Here is a 14,045-nt window from a genome sequence, read left to right on the forward strand (position 1 = left end):
GTCAGGCCTCGAGCGCCTCGTGCGCCTCGAGCCACTGCTCCTCGAGCTGCTCGATCCGCTCGTCGACCGCCGCGAGCTCGGCCTGCAGCGCGGCGAGCGCGTCGAAGTCGGCGTGGTCGGCGTGCTCGAAGCGCTGCAGCACGCGCTCGCGATCGCTCGTCGCCTTCGCGAGCCGCCGATCGAGGCTCGCGGCCTCCTTCTCCATCGCGCGGCGCTCGGCGCCCGAGAGCGCGGTGGCGTCGGTCGCGTCGGCGTCCGGTCTCGATGCGCCGCCTTCGGCGGCTGCTCGACCAGCGGAGGTCACCGACCCCTTCCCCGATCGCTCGAGGTACGCATCCACCCCGCCCGGCATGTGCACGAGCCGCCCGTCCATGACCGCGTACTGGTGGTCGGTGACGCGCTCGATGAGGTAGCGGTCGTGGCTCACGACGATGAGGCAGCCCGCCCACGAGTCGAGCACGTCCTCCATCGCGGCGAGCATGTCGGTGTCGAGGTCGTTCGTCGGCTCGTCGAGGATGAGCACGTTCGGCTCGTCGAGCAGGATGAGCAGCAGCTGCAGGCGGCGCCGCTGGCCGCCCGAGAGGTCCTTCACGAGCGTCGAGAGCTCGCCCGAGCGGAAGCCGAGCCGCTCGAGCAGCTGGCCGGGCGTGAGCTCCTTGCCGCCGCTCGCGTAGCTCGACTTGAGCCGCCCGACGACGGTGCGCACGGGCTCGTCCTCGTGCTGCTGCAGCTCCTCGAGCTCTTGCGTGAGCTCGGCGATCTTCACCGTCTTGCCGGTCTTCACGCGGCCCGAGGTGGGGCGGATGCGTCCGGCGATGAGGGCGAGCAGGGTCGACTTCCCGGCGCCGTTGCGGCCGAGCACGCCCGCGCGCTCGCCGGGCGCGATGCGCCACGTGACGTCGTCGAGGATGGTCTTCCCGCCCAGCTCGACCGAGGCGCCCTCGATGTCGACGACGTCCTTCCCGAGCCGGGTGGCGGCGAGCTGCGCGAGCTGGATGGGGTCGCGCACGGGCGGCTCGTCCTCGATGAGCTGCGTCGCCGCCTCGATGCGGAACTTCGGCTTCGCGGTGCGCGCGGGCGCGCCGCGGCGCAGCCACGCGAGCTCCTTCTTCATGAGGTTCTGCCGCTTCGCCTCGCTCGCGGCCGCCATCCGGTCGCGCTCGACGCGCTGCAGCACGTACGCCGCGTAGCCGCCCTCGAACGGCTCCACGACGCCGTCGTGCACCTCCCACGTGCCCGTGCACACCGCATCCAGGAACCACCGGTCGTGCGTGACGGCGACGAACGCCCCGCGGCCCGTCGCGTAGCGGGCGTTCAGGTGGTCGGCGAGCCAGGCGATGCCCTGCACGTCGAGGTGGTTGGTGGGCTCGTCGAGGAAGAGCACGTCCCAGTCGCCCGCGAGCAGCTGGGCGAGGGCGACGCGGCGGCGCTGGCCGCCCGAGAGGTCGCCGATGCGCGCGTGCCAGTCGAGGTCGCCGACGAGGCCGGAGATGAGGTCGCGGATGCGCGCGTCGCCCGCCCACTCGTGCTCGGGCCGGTCGCCGACGACCGCCTGGGCGATCGTGCCGTCGGGATCGAGCGTGTCGCGCTGGTCGAGCACCCCGACCTGCAGGCCGCCGCGGCGCGTGACGCGGCCGCTCGTCGGCTCGAGCAGCCCCGCGAGCACGCGCAGCAGCGTCGACTTGCCGTCGCCGTTGCGGCCGACGATGCCGATGCGGTCGCCGTCCTCGAGGCCGAGGGAGATCGACTCGAACACGGTGCGGGTCGGGAACGCCACGCCGACGCGCTCGGCGCCCAGGAGATGTGCCATATCCCCTCCATCATCCCGCACGCCGAGCGTCGGCGCCCGCCGGCCGCGTCCGCCGCCCGGTCCGCCGCCGCATCCGCCGACCGGGGCGCTCGCGCCCGAGCGGGGCCGGCGCGCCGTGCCCGGTCGGGCGCAGCCGCCCCGGTCGACGGGGAGCGCGCGCGGGAGGGCGCGGGCGGATGCGTCGGCGTCAGTCGATGAGGCGGGCGCCGGGCACCGGGCCGGTCACCTTGAGCGCGAGCACTTGCGACGCCGAGAGCGTCACCTGCAGCTCGATCGCCGACTCGAGGCTGTCGCACAGGAACGCGACCGTCGGGCCGGAGCCCGAGACGATGCCCGCGAGCGCGCCGGAGCGCTCGCCGAGCTCGAGCGTGCCGGCGAGCCGCGGCATGAGCCGCAGCGCCGGCGCCTGCAGGTCGTTCTGCAGCACCTCGGCGAGCATCGACGCGTCGCCGGCGCGCAGGGCCTGCAGCACCCGCGCGTCCACCGTCGGCACGTCGTGCGCCGGCGCGATGTCGGCCGCGTGCAGCGCCCGGTGCTCGTCGAGCGCGCGGTAGACGTCGGGCGTCGAGAGCCCCGCGTCGGCGAGCGCGAGCACCCAGTGGAACTGGCCGCGCGCGAGCGCGGGCGTGAGCTGGTCGCCGCGGCCGGTGCCGACCGCGGTGCCGCCGGCGAGCGCGAACGGCACGTCGGCGCCGAGCTCGCGGGCGATGTCGACGAGCGCGTCGCGGCCGAGGTGCAGCCCCCACAGCTCGTCGCACGCGACGAGCGTCGCGGCGGCGTCGGCGCTGCCGCCGCCCATGCCGCCTGCGATGGGCACGTGCTTCTCGATCGAGAGCGCGACGCCGCTCGAGACGCGGCCGCGGCGCGCGAGCGCCATCGCGGCGCGGATCGCGAGGTTGTCGGCGCCCGTCGAGAGCTGCGCGTGCGGAATGGGGCCCGAGAAGCGCACCGAGAAGTCGCTCGCCTCGCTCGCCTCGACGATCTCGTAGAGGCTCACCGCCTGGTAGGCGGTCGCGACGTCGTGGTAGCCGTCGTCCTGGATGGCGCCGACGCCCAAGTGCACGTTGATCTTGCCGGGCGCCTTCGCCCGCACCGTGCTCCTGCCCATCACGCGTTCCAACCTAGTGCGAGCGCAGGGTCGCTTCCTGCGCGCCCGCGGCAGCCGCGGCGGCGCTACTCTCGCGGCATGGCGCACGCGCGCGCGTTCGACGACGACGACCCGCTCCTCGCGCGGCTGCGGGCGATCGCGCTCGCACTGCCGGGCGCGCAGGAGAAGCTCTCGCACGGCCGCCCCGCCTTCTGCACGCGCAAGGTCTTCGCCTACCTCGGCGGCTCGACGCGCGAGGAGTACGCCGCAGGGCTCCGCCCGCCGCGCGTGTCGGTGCTGCTCGAGCCCGACGAGCGGCTCACGCTGCTCGCGGAGGGCGCGGCCCTGCCGGCCTACCTCGGACCCTACGGATGGGTCGCGGTCGACCTCGAGGACGCCGACTGGGAGCGCGTGGCCGAGCTCGTCGACGCATCGTTCCGCGTCACGGCGCCGAAGCGCCTCGTCGCGGAGCTCGACGGGCGCGGCTGACGCGCGCGCCTCATCCGAACCGCGGCGCAGGAAGCCGCCGCGGTTGGGCACGGACCCGATCTCGGCAGCGGGACCCGAGATCTCGGGTCCCGCTGCCGAAGTGGGGTCCGTCTCCGACCGCGAGCGCGGGCGCCCGCGCCTCAGCGCGCGGGCCCGGCCTCGGCGATGCGGATGAAGTCGTCGAGCTCGAGCGCCTCGCCGCGCAGCGTCGGCACCACCCCGGCGCGCTCGAGCACCTCGGTCGCGGCGGCCGCCGAGCCGTACACGCCCGAGAGCGCTTGCCGCAGCATCTTCCGCCGCTGCCCGAACGCCCCGTCGATCACCGCGAACGTCGCACGGCGCAGCTCCTCCGCGCCGCGCGAGGGCCCGCGCCGGAAGCCGACGAGCACGCTGTCGACGTTCGGCACCGGCCAGAAGATCTGCCGCGACACGTCGCCCTCGAGCGCCCACTGCCCCCACCACGCGACCTTCGCCGACGGCGACCCATAGGTCTTCGAGCCCGGGCTCGCGGCGAGCCGGTGCCCGACCTCGGCCTGCACCATCACGAGCGCGCGCTCGATCGTCGGGAACCGCTCGAGCAGGTGGATGAGCACCGGCACCGAGACGTTGTAGGGCAGGTTCGCGACGATCGCCTCGGGCGGGAACGGCAGCGACTCGAGCGTGAGCGCGTCGTGGTGCACGACCTCGAGCCGCGCATCCGCCTGCTTGCGCCCCACGGTCTCGGGCAGCAGCTCCGCGAGCCGCGGATCGATCTCGACCGCCGCCACCCGAGCGCCGACCTCGGTGAGGCCGAGCGTGAGCGAGCCGAGCCCCGGCCCGACCTCCACGACATCGCGACCGGCGACATCCGCCGTCCGCACGATGCGGCGCACGGTGTTCGCGTCGACGACGAAGTTCTGCCCCCACCGCTTCGTCGGCGTCAGGTCGAGCCGCGCCGCGAGCGAGCGGATCTCGGCGGCCCCGAGCAGCGTCTCCGCGCTCCCGCGGCCCTGCGCCGCCCTGTCGCTCGACTGCCCCGACGTCTCCTCCGTGCTCACGCATCGAGCCTATGCCGAGCGAGGTGCGTGGCCGTCCGCACCCGGATGCGGCAGGATGCGACGCAGGGACGCGCGACACGACGCGCGTCGCGGCCGAGGGAGACCGCCATGGCGAGCACCACGAAGTTCCGGATGCGTCGGGGCGCGCGAGCGCGCGCGCTCGCCGCCGTCGCGCTCGCGGGGGTCGCGGCGCTGCTCGCCGCGTGCAGCAGCGCGACGCCCGGGCAATCGGACGCACCGAGCGCGCCCGGCGCCGGCAGCGGCGACGCCCCGGTCGCGATCGAGCCGGAGACGCTCGCGAGCGACCGCCTCTTCGAGCGCGTCTCCGCCGACGGCGTCGCGGTGCTGTGGTCGGAGCCCGGCGAGTCGCTCGCGGTCGTCGTCGGCGGCTCGGGCGGCGGGGGTGGCTGCATCCCGCAGCCCGACGCCGCCGAGCTCGTCGACGGGGTCGTCACCGTCGCGTTCGACCCGCCCGACCCGGCGATGATGTGCACGGCCGACTTCACGCTCCACGGCTGGACGCTCGGGCTGCCCGAGCCCGTCGACGCCGAGGCGCCGCTCGACGTGCAGCTCACCGACCTGCAGGAGCAGCCGATCGACGTGCAGGTGGGCCCCGACGACGTGCTCACGGGGCCCGCCGACCCCCAGCCCTCGCTCATCGACGACCCGCCCGGCGCGATCGCGCCGACGCCGATCCCCCAGGAGCAGCTGCCGGCGATGGACACGGTCATCCCGCCCGGCACGCTGCCGCAGGTCGCGGTCAAGTGGCTCGAGCCGGGCGCCTCGCTCGCCGTCATGACGATCGGCTCCGTCGTCGCCCCGGTCTGCAACGCGACGCCGGTCGGCGCGAAGGTCACGGGCCCCGGCTCGATCGAGGTCGCGTTCGAGCTGCCGGACGGCGACATGGACTGCCCCGCCGACGGCGGGCTCTACGGCTGGGAGTTCCCGCTGCCCGAGCGGGTGCCCGCCGCGCTCGGCGTCGAGGTGACGGTCACCGGCACGATGCACGACGGCCGCGAGGCCGTCATCGCCCTCGCGCCGGAGGACGTGCTCGGGCAGCCGTGACCGACGTGGCTCAGTCCCAGCTGCCGTAGGCGCGTAGCGTGTTCTCGGCCGTCTCGGCCGCGAGCTCGTCGGCGTCGACGCCGAGCCGCTCGGCCATGGACCGCACGGTGAGCGGCGTGAGGTAGGGGCTGTTCGGGCGCCCGCGGAAGGGCGCGGGCGTCAGGAACGGCGCATCCGTCTCGACGAGGATGCGGCTGCGGTCGGCCACCTCGAGCGCACCGTGCAGGTTCTTCGCGTTCGAGAACGTCACGGTGCCGGCGAACGAGAGGTACCAGCCGTGCTCGGCGGCGATGCGCGCGAGCGCCTCGTCGCCCGAGAAGCAGTGGAACACGGTCGTCTCGGGCGCGCCGACCCGCAGCAGCGTCTCGACGACGGCGTCGTGCGCGTCGCGGTCGTGGATCTGCAGCGCGACCCCGTGCCGCTTCGCGATCTCGATGTGCGCCTCGAACGACTCGTGCTGCGCGCGCCGGCCGTCCTCGCCCGTGCGGAAGAAGTCGAGCCCCGTCTCGCCGACCGCGCGCACGCGCGGCTCGGCCGCGAGCCGGTCGATGACCGCGAGCGCCTCGTCGAGCGTGCCGGCCTCCGCGTAGCCGGGCGCCTCGTTCGGGTGGAGCGCGACGGCCGCGAGCACCCGCCGATCCTGCTTCGCGAGCGCGGCCGACCACTCCGACGACTCGACGTCACCGCCCACCTGGATGACGCCCGCGACCCCGGCCCGGCCCGCCGCATCCAGCGCCTTCCAGTACGGGAGGTCGTCGCCGTCCTTGATCTCGAGGTGGGTGTGGTTGTCGTAGATGGGCACGCCGAGCGGTTCGGGCACGTCGGGCCGCGTCATGTCGCGCTTGCCGTCGTCGAAGCGCTCGCGGATGTACTCGCCGCCCGGCAGCGCCGTCGCGCCGGGCGTCTCGGGCACGTCGAGGGGCGCGGTTCCGTCGTGGTCGGCAGGCATGCTCCCAAGCCTACGAGGGCTCGAGCAGAGCGAATGCTTGGTTCGCGTCCAGGCCGCGCCAGGGCTCGCTTGCCAACGTGGAGCACGACCGACCACGTTCAGGAGGACCCACCGGATGCGCTTCCGCCTCGCACTGCCAGTCACGATCGCAGCGAGCCTTGCCACTGCGGGGTGCACCATGAGCGGCCAGGGGGCCGCGAGCGAGAGCCCGGTCGGCTTCCCCGATTCGTCGGTTGCGTCGTCCTCCTCGAGCGCGCAGGGCGCGTCCACGATCGCCGCCGAGGCGCTCGAAGCGGTCCGTGGCGCGGCGCCCGAGGAGCTCAACCCGGGCGAGCCCGGCGTGCCGCTCGAGAGCGGCGCCTCGGTCGACGACGTGCTGCGGCTCGGCGCGGTCGTCGTCTGGATCGAGCGGCCGAGCCTGTTCGCGGTGTCGCTGCCCGTCGCGCAGGACTGCTGGCCGGCCGCCGGCGACCCAGTGCCGAGCAGCGAGCGCTCCCTCGTCGTCGCGTTCCTGCAGGACGATGCGTGCGCGATGCCGACCTCGGCGCGCACCTACCGGCTCGAGGTGCCGACCGAGGTGGATGCCGATGCCGGCCTCGACCTCTCGGTCGTCGGGCTCGAGGAGGAGTACGCGCTGCGCCTCCCCGCCTCGTAGCGCGTCAGCGTGCGAGCTGCGCGAGCGCCTCGTCGAGGCGCTCGAAGTCCTCGTCCATCCCGCCGTCGATGCCCGACTCGACCATCGCGTCGCACGCCGCCTTCGACGCGTAGGTCGAGGTGATCCCGAGCGCGCAGCGGCCGCCCGGCAGCTCGCGGAACTCCAGCACCTCGAGCGTGGGCCTGCCGGGCTCCTGCTGGAGCTCCCACGTGTGCACGATCCGGCCCGCGACGACCTCGTGGTACGAGCCCCAGAAGCGCCACTCGCCGCCCGCCTCGCCATCGCCGGCCTCCCCACCACCGGCTTCCACCGTGTAGTCGAAGCGGCCGCCCGTGTGCGCCTCGAAGCGGTCGATGCGCAGCCGAGAGCCGCGCGGGCCCATCCACTGCGCGAAGAGCTCCGCCGTCGTGTGCGCGCGCTGCACCTGCTCGGGGCGCGCATCGAACTCGCGCCGGTGCACCACCGACTGCTCGCCGACGCGCTCGTGGGTCGTCTCCGCCATGGCGAGACCCTACGCCCCTCTCCGCTCGTCCTGCTCCCCACCCGCTCGTCGAGAAGGCGGCGCAGCCGCCGTATCGAGACGCCGCCCGCATAGGAGGCGCCGCGCACGCGTCTCGATTCGGGCACCTGCGGTGCCCTACTCGACGAGCGGGGCGGCCTACGCCGCGGGCGCCGCCTGCTCGATGCGCGGGAAGAGCGGCGGCACCGTCGTCACGCGACCCGTGCCCCGCCACTCGTGCGCCTGCCGGATCGGCTGCGCGAGCACGTCGCCCTCGCCGCCGACCGCCGCCCACAGCGCCTGCGCGCTCGCGGGCATGATCGGCGCGAGCAGGATCGCGGCCGCGCCGATGCCGTGCACGTTCGAGGCGAGCACCTGCGCGAGCCGGTCGCGCTGCGCCTCGTCCTTCGCGAGCACCCACGGCGCCTGCTCGGTGATGTAGCCGTTCAGCCGCTCGACGATCGACATCGCCGCGTCGACCGCCTGGTCGATCGCGAAGCGGTCGATCGCGCTGTCGGCGCGACCCACCGCATCCGTCACGAGATCCCGGATGTCGTCATCCGGCGCGACGTCGGGCACGACGCCGTCGCAGTACTTGTGCACCATCGCGATGACGCGCGAGGCGAGGTTGCCGAGGCCGTTCGCGAGCTCGGAGTGGTAGCGGGCGTCGAGGTCCTCCCACGAGAAGGAGCCGTCGGAGCCGAACGCGATCGCCGACGAGAAGTAGTAGCGGAAGGCGTCGACGCCGAACACGTCGGTGATCTGTCGCGGCTCGATGCCGGTCGCCTTCGACTTCGACATCTTCTCGCCGCCGACGAGCAGCCAGCCGTGGCCGAAGACGTGCTCCGAGATCGGCAGGCCCGCGGCCATCTGCATGGCGGGCCAGATGACGGCGTGGAAGCGCGCGATGTCCTTGCCGACGATGTGCACGGCGGGCCAGCGGCGCTCGAACTGCTCGTCGTCGACGCCGTAGCCGTTCGCGGTGATGTAGTTGAGCAGCGCCTCGAACCAGACGTAGACGACGTGGCTCTCGTCCCACGGCACCTTGATGCCCCAGTCGAAGGTGTTTCGGCTGATCGAGAGGTCGGTGAGGCCCTGCTTGACGAACTGCCGCACCTCGTTGCGCACGTGCTCGGGCTGCACGTAGTCGGGGCGCTCGTCGTAGAGCGCGAGCAGCCGGTCGCCGAACTCGCTCAGCTTGAAGAAGTAGTTCGCCTCGCGCACGACCTCGATCGGGCGGGAGTGGATGGCGCACACGAGCTGGCCCTCGAACTCGCCCGTGCCCGGCACGAGGTCGTTCGCGGTCTTGTACTCCTCGCAGCCGACGCAGTACTGCCCCTCGAACTCGCCGTGGTAGATGTACCCGGCGTCCTTGAGCCGCTCGAGGAAGATGCGCACGCCAGCCTTGTGGCGCTCCTCGGTCGTGCGGATGAAGTCGTCGTTCGCGATGTTGAGCAGCTCGAGCTGCGGCTTCCACGCGGTCTCGACGAGCCGGTCGGTCCACTCCTGCGGGCTCACGCCGTTCGCGGCCGCGGTGCGCATGATCTTCTGCCCGTGCTCGTCGGTGCCCGTGAGCATCCACGTGTCGTCGCCGCGCATGCGGTGCCAGCGGGCGAGGACGTCGGTGGCGACCTCGTTGTAGGCGTGGCCGATGTGGGGTACGTCGTTGACGTAGTAGATCGGCGTCGTCACCGTGAAGCGCTCAGACATGGGGTCAAGTCTAGGAGCCGCGCGGTGGAGCTGAGGGCGGAGGCCATTGCTGGCCTCCGCCGCGACCCCAGCGCCGGGGCCCGTCCCGGGCCCCGGTTAGGGCCGGTGATGCGCGAGCGCGGCCTGATACAGCGCGTTCCGCGGGTGCCCGGTCGCCTCCGCGACCTCGGCCGCGGCGTCCTTGAGCCGCATCCCGCCCTGCTTGAGCCGCAGCACCTGCTCGACAGCGGCGTCGAGTTCGGCGAGCACCGGCGCCGCGCCCTCGACGACGATCACGATCTCGCCCTTCACGCCCGCGCGCGCCCACTCGAGCAGCTCGCCGGCCGTGCCGCGCCGCACCTCCTCGAAGCGCTTCGTGAGCTCGCGCGCGACGGCGATGCGTCGGCCGGGCATCGCGCGGTCGATCGCCTCGATCGACTCGGCGAGCCGGTGCGGCGCCTCGAAGAGCACGACGGTGCGCTCCTCGCGGGCGATGGAGGCGAGCATGCGGTCGCGCTCCCCCGCCTTCCGCGGCAGGAAGCCGTCGAACGCGAAGCGGTCGGTGGGCAGGCCCGAGAGCGCGAGCGCCGTGAGCACCGCGGAGGGGCCGGGCAGGCACGTCACCTCGACGCCCGCGGCCACCGCGGCCTGCACGAGCCGGAAGCCCGGGTCGCTCACGGTCGGCATGCCGGCGTCGGTGAGCACGAGCACGTCGCCCTCGCGAGCGCGCTCGATGAGCGCGGGCGAGGCGGCCTCCTCGTTGTGCTCGTGGAGCGCGACGAGCTGCGGCTGCGCGTCGATGCCGAGGGCGCGGAGCAGCTGGCGGGTCGTGCGGGTGTCCTCGGCGGCGATGACCGGCGCGGTGGCGAGCGCTTCGCGCAGCCGCCCGCTCGCATCGCCGAGGTTGCCGATGGGCGTCGCCCCGAGGATGATCACCCGGCCAGGCTAGCCCGCGGGCCTCCTACCGCCCGCTGAGCCGCTCCGCCGCCGCAGGCGGCAGAGCGTGTCGAAGCGCGCACGGCGGCAGCCACGGGCGGCGATGCGACAATCGGGCGTGTGACCCTGCCCCGCACCGCCGACGCCGACGGCGTCGACGACCGCGACGACGTCGAGGTGGCGGTCGAGTCCGCGCCCTCGCGCCGATCCGGCCGGGTCGGCGGGCGGCTCACCGCCGCGTACGCCTCCGTCGAGCAGCGCTTGCTCGAGCCGCGCATCCGTCGCCGCATCGAGATCGGCGCGCCGGTCGCCATCCTCGCGCTCGCCGCGCTCGTGCGGCTCACGAACCTCGGCCACCCCGGTGTGCTCGTCTTCGACGAGACCTACTACGTCAAGGAGGGCTGGTCGACCTGGCAGCTCGGCTACGAGGGCGAGTGGGTCGAGGGCAGCGACGAGCGCTTCGAGGCGGGCGACCCCGGCGGCCTCACCGACGAGCCGGACTACGTCGTGCACCCGCCGCTCGGCAAGTGGATCATCGGCATGGCGATGGCCGTGTTCGGCATGGCCGACCCGTTCTGGTGGCGGCTGCCGAGCGCACTCGCCGGCATCGCCGTCGTCGGCCTGACCTACGCGGTCGCGCGCGGGCTGCTGCGCTCGGTCGCGTTCGCGAGCCTCGCGGGCTTCCTCATGGCGATCGACGGGCTCGCGATCGTCATGAGTCGCACGGCGCTGCTCGACGGGGTGCTCGCGATGTTCGTGCTCGCGGGCGCTGGCGCGCTGCTCATCGACCGGCGCGGCTCCCCCGCGCGCACCGTGCGCGCCCTCGCCGACCGGCCGCAGCGCATCCTCGCCGCCATGTGGAACCGCCCGTGGATCATCGTCGCGGGGGTGCTGCTCGGCGCCGCGTGCGCGACGAAGTGGTCGGGCGCCGCGTTCCTCGCCGCGTTCGGCCTGTGGACCGTGCTCATGGACGCGCTCGACCGCCGCCGCGCCGGCTACCGCTCGCCGTGGCTCGGCACGCTGCTCTCGCAGGCGCCGGCGAGCTTCGTGCTGCTGTGCGGGCCGGCGCTCGTCGCCTACGTCGCGAGCTACGCCGGCTGGTTCGACGGCGGCTGGGGCTCGCAGCTCATGCTCGAGCGCGCCGACCTGCGCTGGGGCGGGCTGCTCGCGTGGGTGCCGCTCGGCCTGCAGTCGCTGTGGCAGTACCACGTGCAGCAGTTCGGCTTCCACGTCGGCCTCACGAACGACCACAGCTACCAGTCGCCGGCGTTCGAGTGGTTCTACCTCGGCCGGCCGACGGGCTTCGAGATGGTCTCGGGCGCGGAGGGCACGTGGTGGGTGACCGCGCTGCCGAACCTGCTCGTCTGGTACGCCTCGGTCGTCGCGCTCGGCGTGCTGCTGTTCCACTTCGGCCGCTCGCTCGATCGCCGCGCGGGCTTCCTGCTCGTCGCCGTCGCGGCCGGCTACCTGCCGTGGCTGCTCGTGCCGGAGCGCACGATCTTCTTCTTCTACGCCATCGTCATGCTGCCGTTCATGGTGATCGGGCTCGCCCACGCGCTGCAGCTGCTCGTGGGGCCGAGGCGAGTGGCGACGGATGCGTCGACCCCGCTCGAGACGGACGTCGCCGCCGCCGTCCCGCCGCCCGCCCGGATCGACGACGGCGCCGAGCGGCGCGCGGCCGGCTGGGCCGTCGTCGCCGTGATCGTGGTCGTCGCCATCGCGGTCTCGCTGTGGTTCATGCCGGTCTGGTACGGCATCCAGATGGAGTCGGACCTCATCAGGCTGCGCTACTGGCCGCCGATGTGGCCCGGCCGCTGACGCACCTCCAGCACCTCCTCCCGCTTTGCAGGTGATTCGAGGCTGCGGAGGGAGCACTCCCCTTCAGCAGCCCGGATCGCCTGCAGAACGGAAGCCGAGGCCGGGGAGCGTCTCGGCGGCCGGTCAGTAGCGCTCCGGTCAGTAGCGCTCGAGTCAGTAGCGCTGCGGGAGCTCGCAGACGAACGCCTCGCAGCGGTAGGCGCCCGGCTCGATCTTGCCCTCGTAGAGCGAGAAGCCTGCGGCAGCGAGCTCGACCGCTCGCGCGGGCGACGCGATGACGGCGCCCGGCTCGCGCCGGTGCCCGATCGGCGGCTCGCCGACGAGCACGGTCGTGCGCGGCGGCTCGGCGAGCAGCGCCGCGACCCGGAGGGTCGCGGCGCCGGCGAGCGGGTTGCGCATCGCGAGGCTCGCGTCGAGCACGCGCTGCGCGTGCTCGAGGTGGACGGCATCGCCCGTGAGCGCGTAGAGCTGCTGCAGCGCGCCGGCGAGCGCCGACCGGCCCGAAGGGGCATCGCCGTCGGAGTCCGGCCCGCGCTCGAGGGCCGGCCCCTGCCCGGTCGGCGCGGCGGGGTCGGGTGCCGCCGCGAGGATGGCGCGCGCGGCGACCGCCCAGCGCGCCTCGCCGGTCGCGGCGGTGAGCGCGAGGAGCCCCGAGGCGAGGCAGCCGGCGTCGGCGGCCGTGGCCGAGGCACGCGAGGGGCGGCCCTCGAGGCTCGCGTGCACGAGCGCGGCGGGGTCGGCCGCGTGGTGCTCGAGCAGGAACTCGGCGGCACCCCGGGCGAGCTCGAGCGCGCGCTCGTCGTCGTCGCGGAGCGCTCGGGTCGCGAGCGCCTCGATCGCGAGCCCGTTCGCCGCGGTGACGACGAGCCGGTCGAGCGGGGGCCGCTCGACGCCGGGCGCGTCGGGGTCGGCCGCGAGGTGCCAGCCGCCCTCGACGCGCTCGCCGTCGACCGTCGACTCGGCGTCCTCGGCGATCGCGAACGCGCCGCCCGGCAGTCGCAGCACGTCGCCGAGGAAGCCGACGACGCCGGTGGCGACGCGCTCACGGCCGAGCAGCGTCGCGGCGTGCAGCAGCTGCGCGTTGTCGACGAGCATCCGCTCGAAGTGCGGCACTGTCCAGTCGCGCTGCGTCGCGTAGCGGAAGAAGCCGCCGTCGCGGCCGCGGAGGCTCGAGTAGCCGCCCGCCGCGACCACGTCGCCGTCACCCGCGGCCGCGTCGAGCAGCCGCTCCGCGAGCCCCGGTGCGAGCGCGGCCGTGCGCGGCTCGGCGAGCGCCACGATGAGACCCGGCTGCGGGAACTTCTGCCCCTCGCCGAGGCCGCCGTGCCACTTGTCCTCGACCGACTCGACGGAGGCGAGCGCAGCGCGCGCCTCCTCGGCGCTCGGCGCCTCCCCGCCGGCGCCGCGTGCCGCGTCCCGAAGCGCTTCCTGCACGCCCGCCGCGGTCGCGAGCACGGCATCCGACTGCTCCCGGTACGCCTGCCCGATCGCCGTGAGCAGCTCGCCGAAGCCCGGCAAGCCCTGCCGGCTCGTGGGCGGGAAGTAGGTGCCCGCGAAGAAGGGCAGCCCGTCGGGCGTGAGGAAGGCGCTCAGCGGCCAGCCGAGGTTGCGGGTGAAGGCGCTCGCAGCGCTCATGAGGGCACCGTCGACATCGGGCCGCTCCTCGCGGTCGACCTTGATGGCGACGAACCCCTCGCGCAGCCGCTGCCCGATCTCGGGGTCGGCGAACGACTCGCGCGCCATGACGTGGCACCAGTGGCACGTCGCATAGCCGACCGAGGCGAACACGGGCACCCCGCGCTCCCGCGCCTCGGCGAACGCCTCCTCGCCCCACTCGCGCCAGTCGACGGGGTTGTCGGCGTGCAGCCGCAGGTACTCGCTCGCGGCCTGCGCGAGCCGGTTGTCGACGGGTCGCTCCATGCGCGGGACGCTACTCCGCGAGGCTGGGCGCCGCGTGCTCGCGAAGGCGCTCGATCGCGCCGGCGCCGGCGCTGCGGTCGCCCGCGTCCGC

The 14,045-nt window shown here is 74.3% G+C and carries 12 protein-coding genes; 4 read left to right on the forward strand and 8 right to left on the reverse strand.

Going from position 1 to position 14,045, the window contains the following annotated elements:
• Position 1: 1 nt before the first annotated feature.
• Both ACP7BI_RS06065 and ACP7BI_RS06070 read right to left on the reverse strand, forming a co-directional pair.
• Entirely contained in the window at positions 2-1,810 is a 1,809-nt protein-coding gene (locus ACP7BI_RS06065) for an ABC-F family ATP-binding cassette domain-containing protein (RefSeq protein ID WP_425844389.1), read from the reverse strand.
• A 187-nt stretch (positions 1,811-1,997) separates the two neighbouring features.
• Entirely contained in the window at positions 1,998-2,918 is a 921-nt protein-coding gene (locus ACP7BI_RS06070) for a 4-(cytidine 5'-diphospho)-2-C-methyl-D-erythritol kinase (protein ID WP_425844588.1), read from the reverse strand.
• Positions 2,919-2,996: 78 nt separating this feature from the next.
• On the opposite strand from ACP7BI_RS06070, the gene ACP7BI_RS06075 reads away from it, so the two are divergent.
• Positions 2,997-3,386, forward strand: coding sequence for an MmcQ/YjbR family DNA-binding protein (locus ACP7BI_RS06075; protein WP_425844391.1), 390 nt, complete (start codon positions 2,997-2,999; stop codon positions 3,384-3,386).
• Between the two features lie 140 nt (positions 3,387-3,526).
• On the opposite strand, the gene rsmA is transcribed toward ACP7BI_RS06075, so the two are convergent.
• Positions 3,527-4,354, reverse strand: coding sequence for a 16S rRNA (adenine(1518)-N(6)/adenine(1519)-N(6))-dimethyltransferase RsmA (gene rsmA / locus ACP7BI_RS06080; RefSeq protein WP_425844590.1), 828 nt, complete (start codon positions 4,352-4,354; stop codon positions 3,527-3,529).
• A gap of 177 nt (positions 4,355-4,531) precedes the next feature.
• Between rsmA and ACP7BI_RS06085 the strand changes: the two genes are divergently transcribed.
• On the forward strand, positions 4,532-5,488 hold the full coding sequence (locus tag ACP7BI_RS06085; protein ID WP_425844393.1) for a hypothetical protein: 957 nt from the start codon (positions 4,532-4,534) through the stop codon (positions 5,486-5,488).
• A gap of 10 nt (positions 5,489-5,498) precedes the next feature.
• Here ACP7BI_RS06085 and ACP7BI_RS06090 read toward each other — a convergent pair whose 3' ends face one another.
• Positions 5,499-6,323: a TatD family hydrolase gene (locus ACP7BI_RS06090; protein WP_425844591.1), complete on the reverse strand. Its 825-nt coding sequence runs from the start codon at positions 6,321-6,323 to the stop codon at positions 5,499-5,501.
• Positions 6,324-6,615: 292 nt separating this feature from the next.
• Here ACP7BI_RS06090 and ACP7BI_RS06095 point away from each other — a divergent pair, with 292 nt between their 5' ends.
• A complete protein-coding gene (locus ACP7BI_RS06095; RefSeq protein WP_425844394.1) occupies positions 6,616-7,092 on the forward strand; it encodes a hypothetical protein in 477 nt (158 codons plus the stop codon).
• Positions 7,093-7,096: 4 nt separating this feature from the next.
• On the opposite strand, the gene ACP7BI_RS06100 is transcribed toward ACP7BI_RS06095, so the two are convergent.
• From ACP7BI_RS06100 to rsmI, 3 genes are all read right to left on the reverse strand, one after another.
• On the reverse strand, positions 7,097-7,594 hold the full coding sequence (locus ACP7BI_RS06100) for an SRPBCC domain-containing protein (RefSeq protein ID WP_425844395.1): 498 nt from the start codon (positions 7,592-7,594) through the stop codon (positions 7,097-7,099).
• Positions 7,595-7,750: 156 nt separating this feature from the next.
• Complete coding sequence (metG, locus tag ACP7BI_RS06105; RefSeq protein WP_425844397.1) at positions 7,751-9,301, reverse strand: methionine--tRNA ligase; 1,551 nt, start codon at positions 9,299-9,301, stop codon at positions 7,751-7,753.
• A 96-nt stretch (positions 9,302-9,397) separates the two neighbouring features.
• Positions 9,398-10,216 (reverse strand): 16S rRNA (cytidine(1402)-2'-O)-methyltransferase, encoded by an 819-nt coding sequence (rsmI, locus tag ACP7BI_RS06110; protein ID WP_425844398.1) that lies wholly within the window; start codon positions 10,214-10,216, stop codon positions 9,398-9,400.
• 120 nt (positions 10,217-10,336) lie between these two features.
• On the opposite strand from rsmI, the gene ACP7BI_RS06115 reads away from it, so the two are divergent.
• A complete protein-coding gene (locus ACP7BI_RS06115; RefSeq protein ID WP_425844399.1) occupies positions 10,337-12,034 on the forward strand; it encodes a dolichyl-phosphate-mannose--protein mannosyltransferase in 1,698 nt (565 codons plus the stop codon).
• Between the two features lie 153 nt (positions 12,035-12,187).
• Here ACP7BI_RS06115 and ACP7BI_RS06120 read toward each other — a convergent pair whose 3' ends face one another.
• On the reverse strand, positions 12,188-13,954 hold the full coding sequence (locus ACP7BI_RS06120) for a thioredoxin domain-containing protein (protein WP_425844400.1): 1,767 nt from the start codon (positions 13,952-13,954) through the stop codon (positions 12,188-12,190).
• Positions 13,955-14,045: the final 91 nt, after the last annotated feature.

It is taken from the genome of Agrococcus sp. TSP3-2-1, assembly GCF_049897585.1.
In the GTDB taxonomy this organism is placed as follows: domain Bacteria; phylum Actinomycetota; class Actinomycetes; order Actinomycetales; family Microbacteriaceae; genus Agrococcus.

Bases quoted from the DNA above. Each gene is read 5' to 3' on its own strand.
- ACP7BI_RS06065 (WP_425844389.1), bottom strand. From the start codon at position 1,810: ATGGCACATCTCCTGGGCGCCGAGCGCGTCGGCGTGGCGTTCCCGACC.
- ACP7BI_RS06070 (WP_425844588.1), bottom strand. From the start codon at position 2,918: ATGGGCAGGAGCACGGTGCGGGCGAAGGCGCCCGGCAAGATCAACGTG.
- ACP7BI_RS06075 (WP_425844391.1), top strand. From the start codon at position 2,997: ATGGCGCACGCGCGCGCGTTCGACGACGACGACCCGCTCCTCGCGCGG.
- ACP7BI_RS06085 (WP_425844393.1), top strand. From the start codon at position 4,532: ATGGCGAGCACCACGAAGTTCCGGATGCGTCGGGGCGCGCGAGCGCGC.
- ACP7BI_RS06090 (WP_425844591.1), bottom strand. From the start codon at position 6,323: ATGACGCGGCCCGACGTGCCCGAACCGCTCGGCGTGCCCATCTACGAC.
- ACP7BI_RS06095 (WP_425844394.1), top strand. From the start codon at position 6,616: ATGAGCGGCCAGGGGGCCGCGAGCGAGAGCCCGGTCGGCTTCCCCGAT.
- ACP7BI_RS06100 (WP_425844395.1), bottom strand. From the start codon at position 7,594: ATGGCGGAGACGACCCACGAGCGCGTCGGCGAGCAGTCGGTGGTGCAC.
- metG (WP_425844397.1), bottom strand. From the start codon at position 9,301: ATGTCTGAGCGCTTCACGGTGACGACGCCGATCTACTACGTCAACGAC.
- ACP7BI_RS06120 (WP_425844400.1), bottom strand. From the start codon at position 13,954: ATGGAGCGACCCGTCGACAACCGGCTCGCGCAGGCCGCGAGCGAGTAC.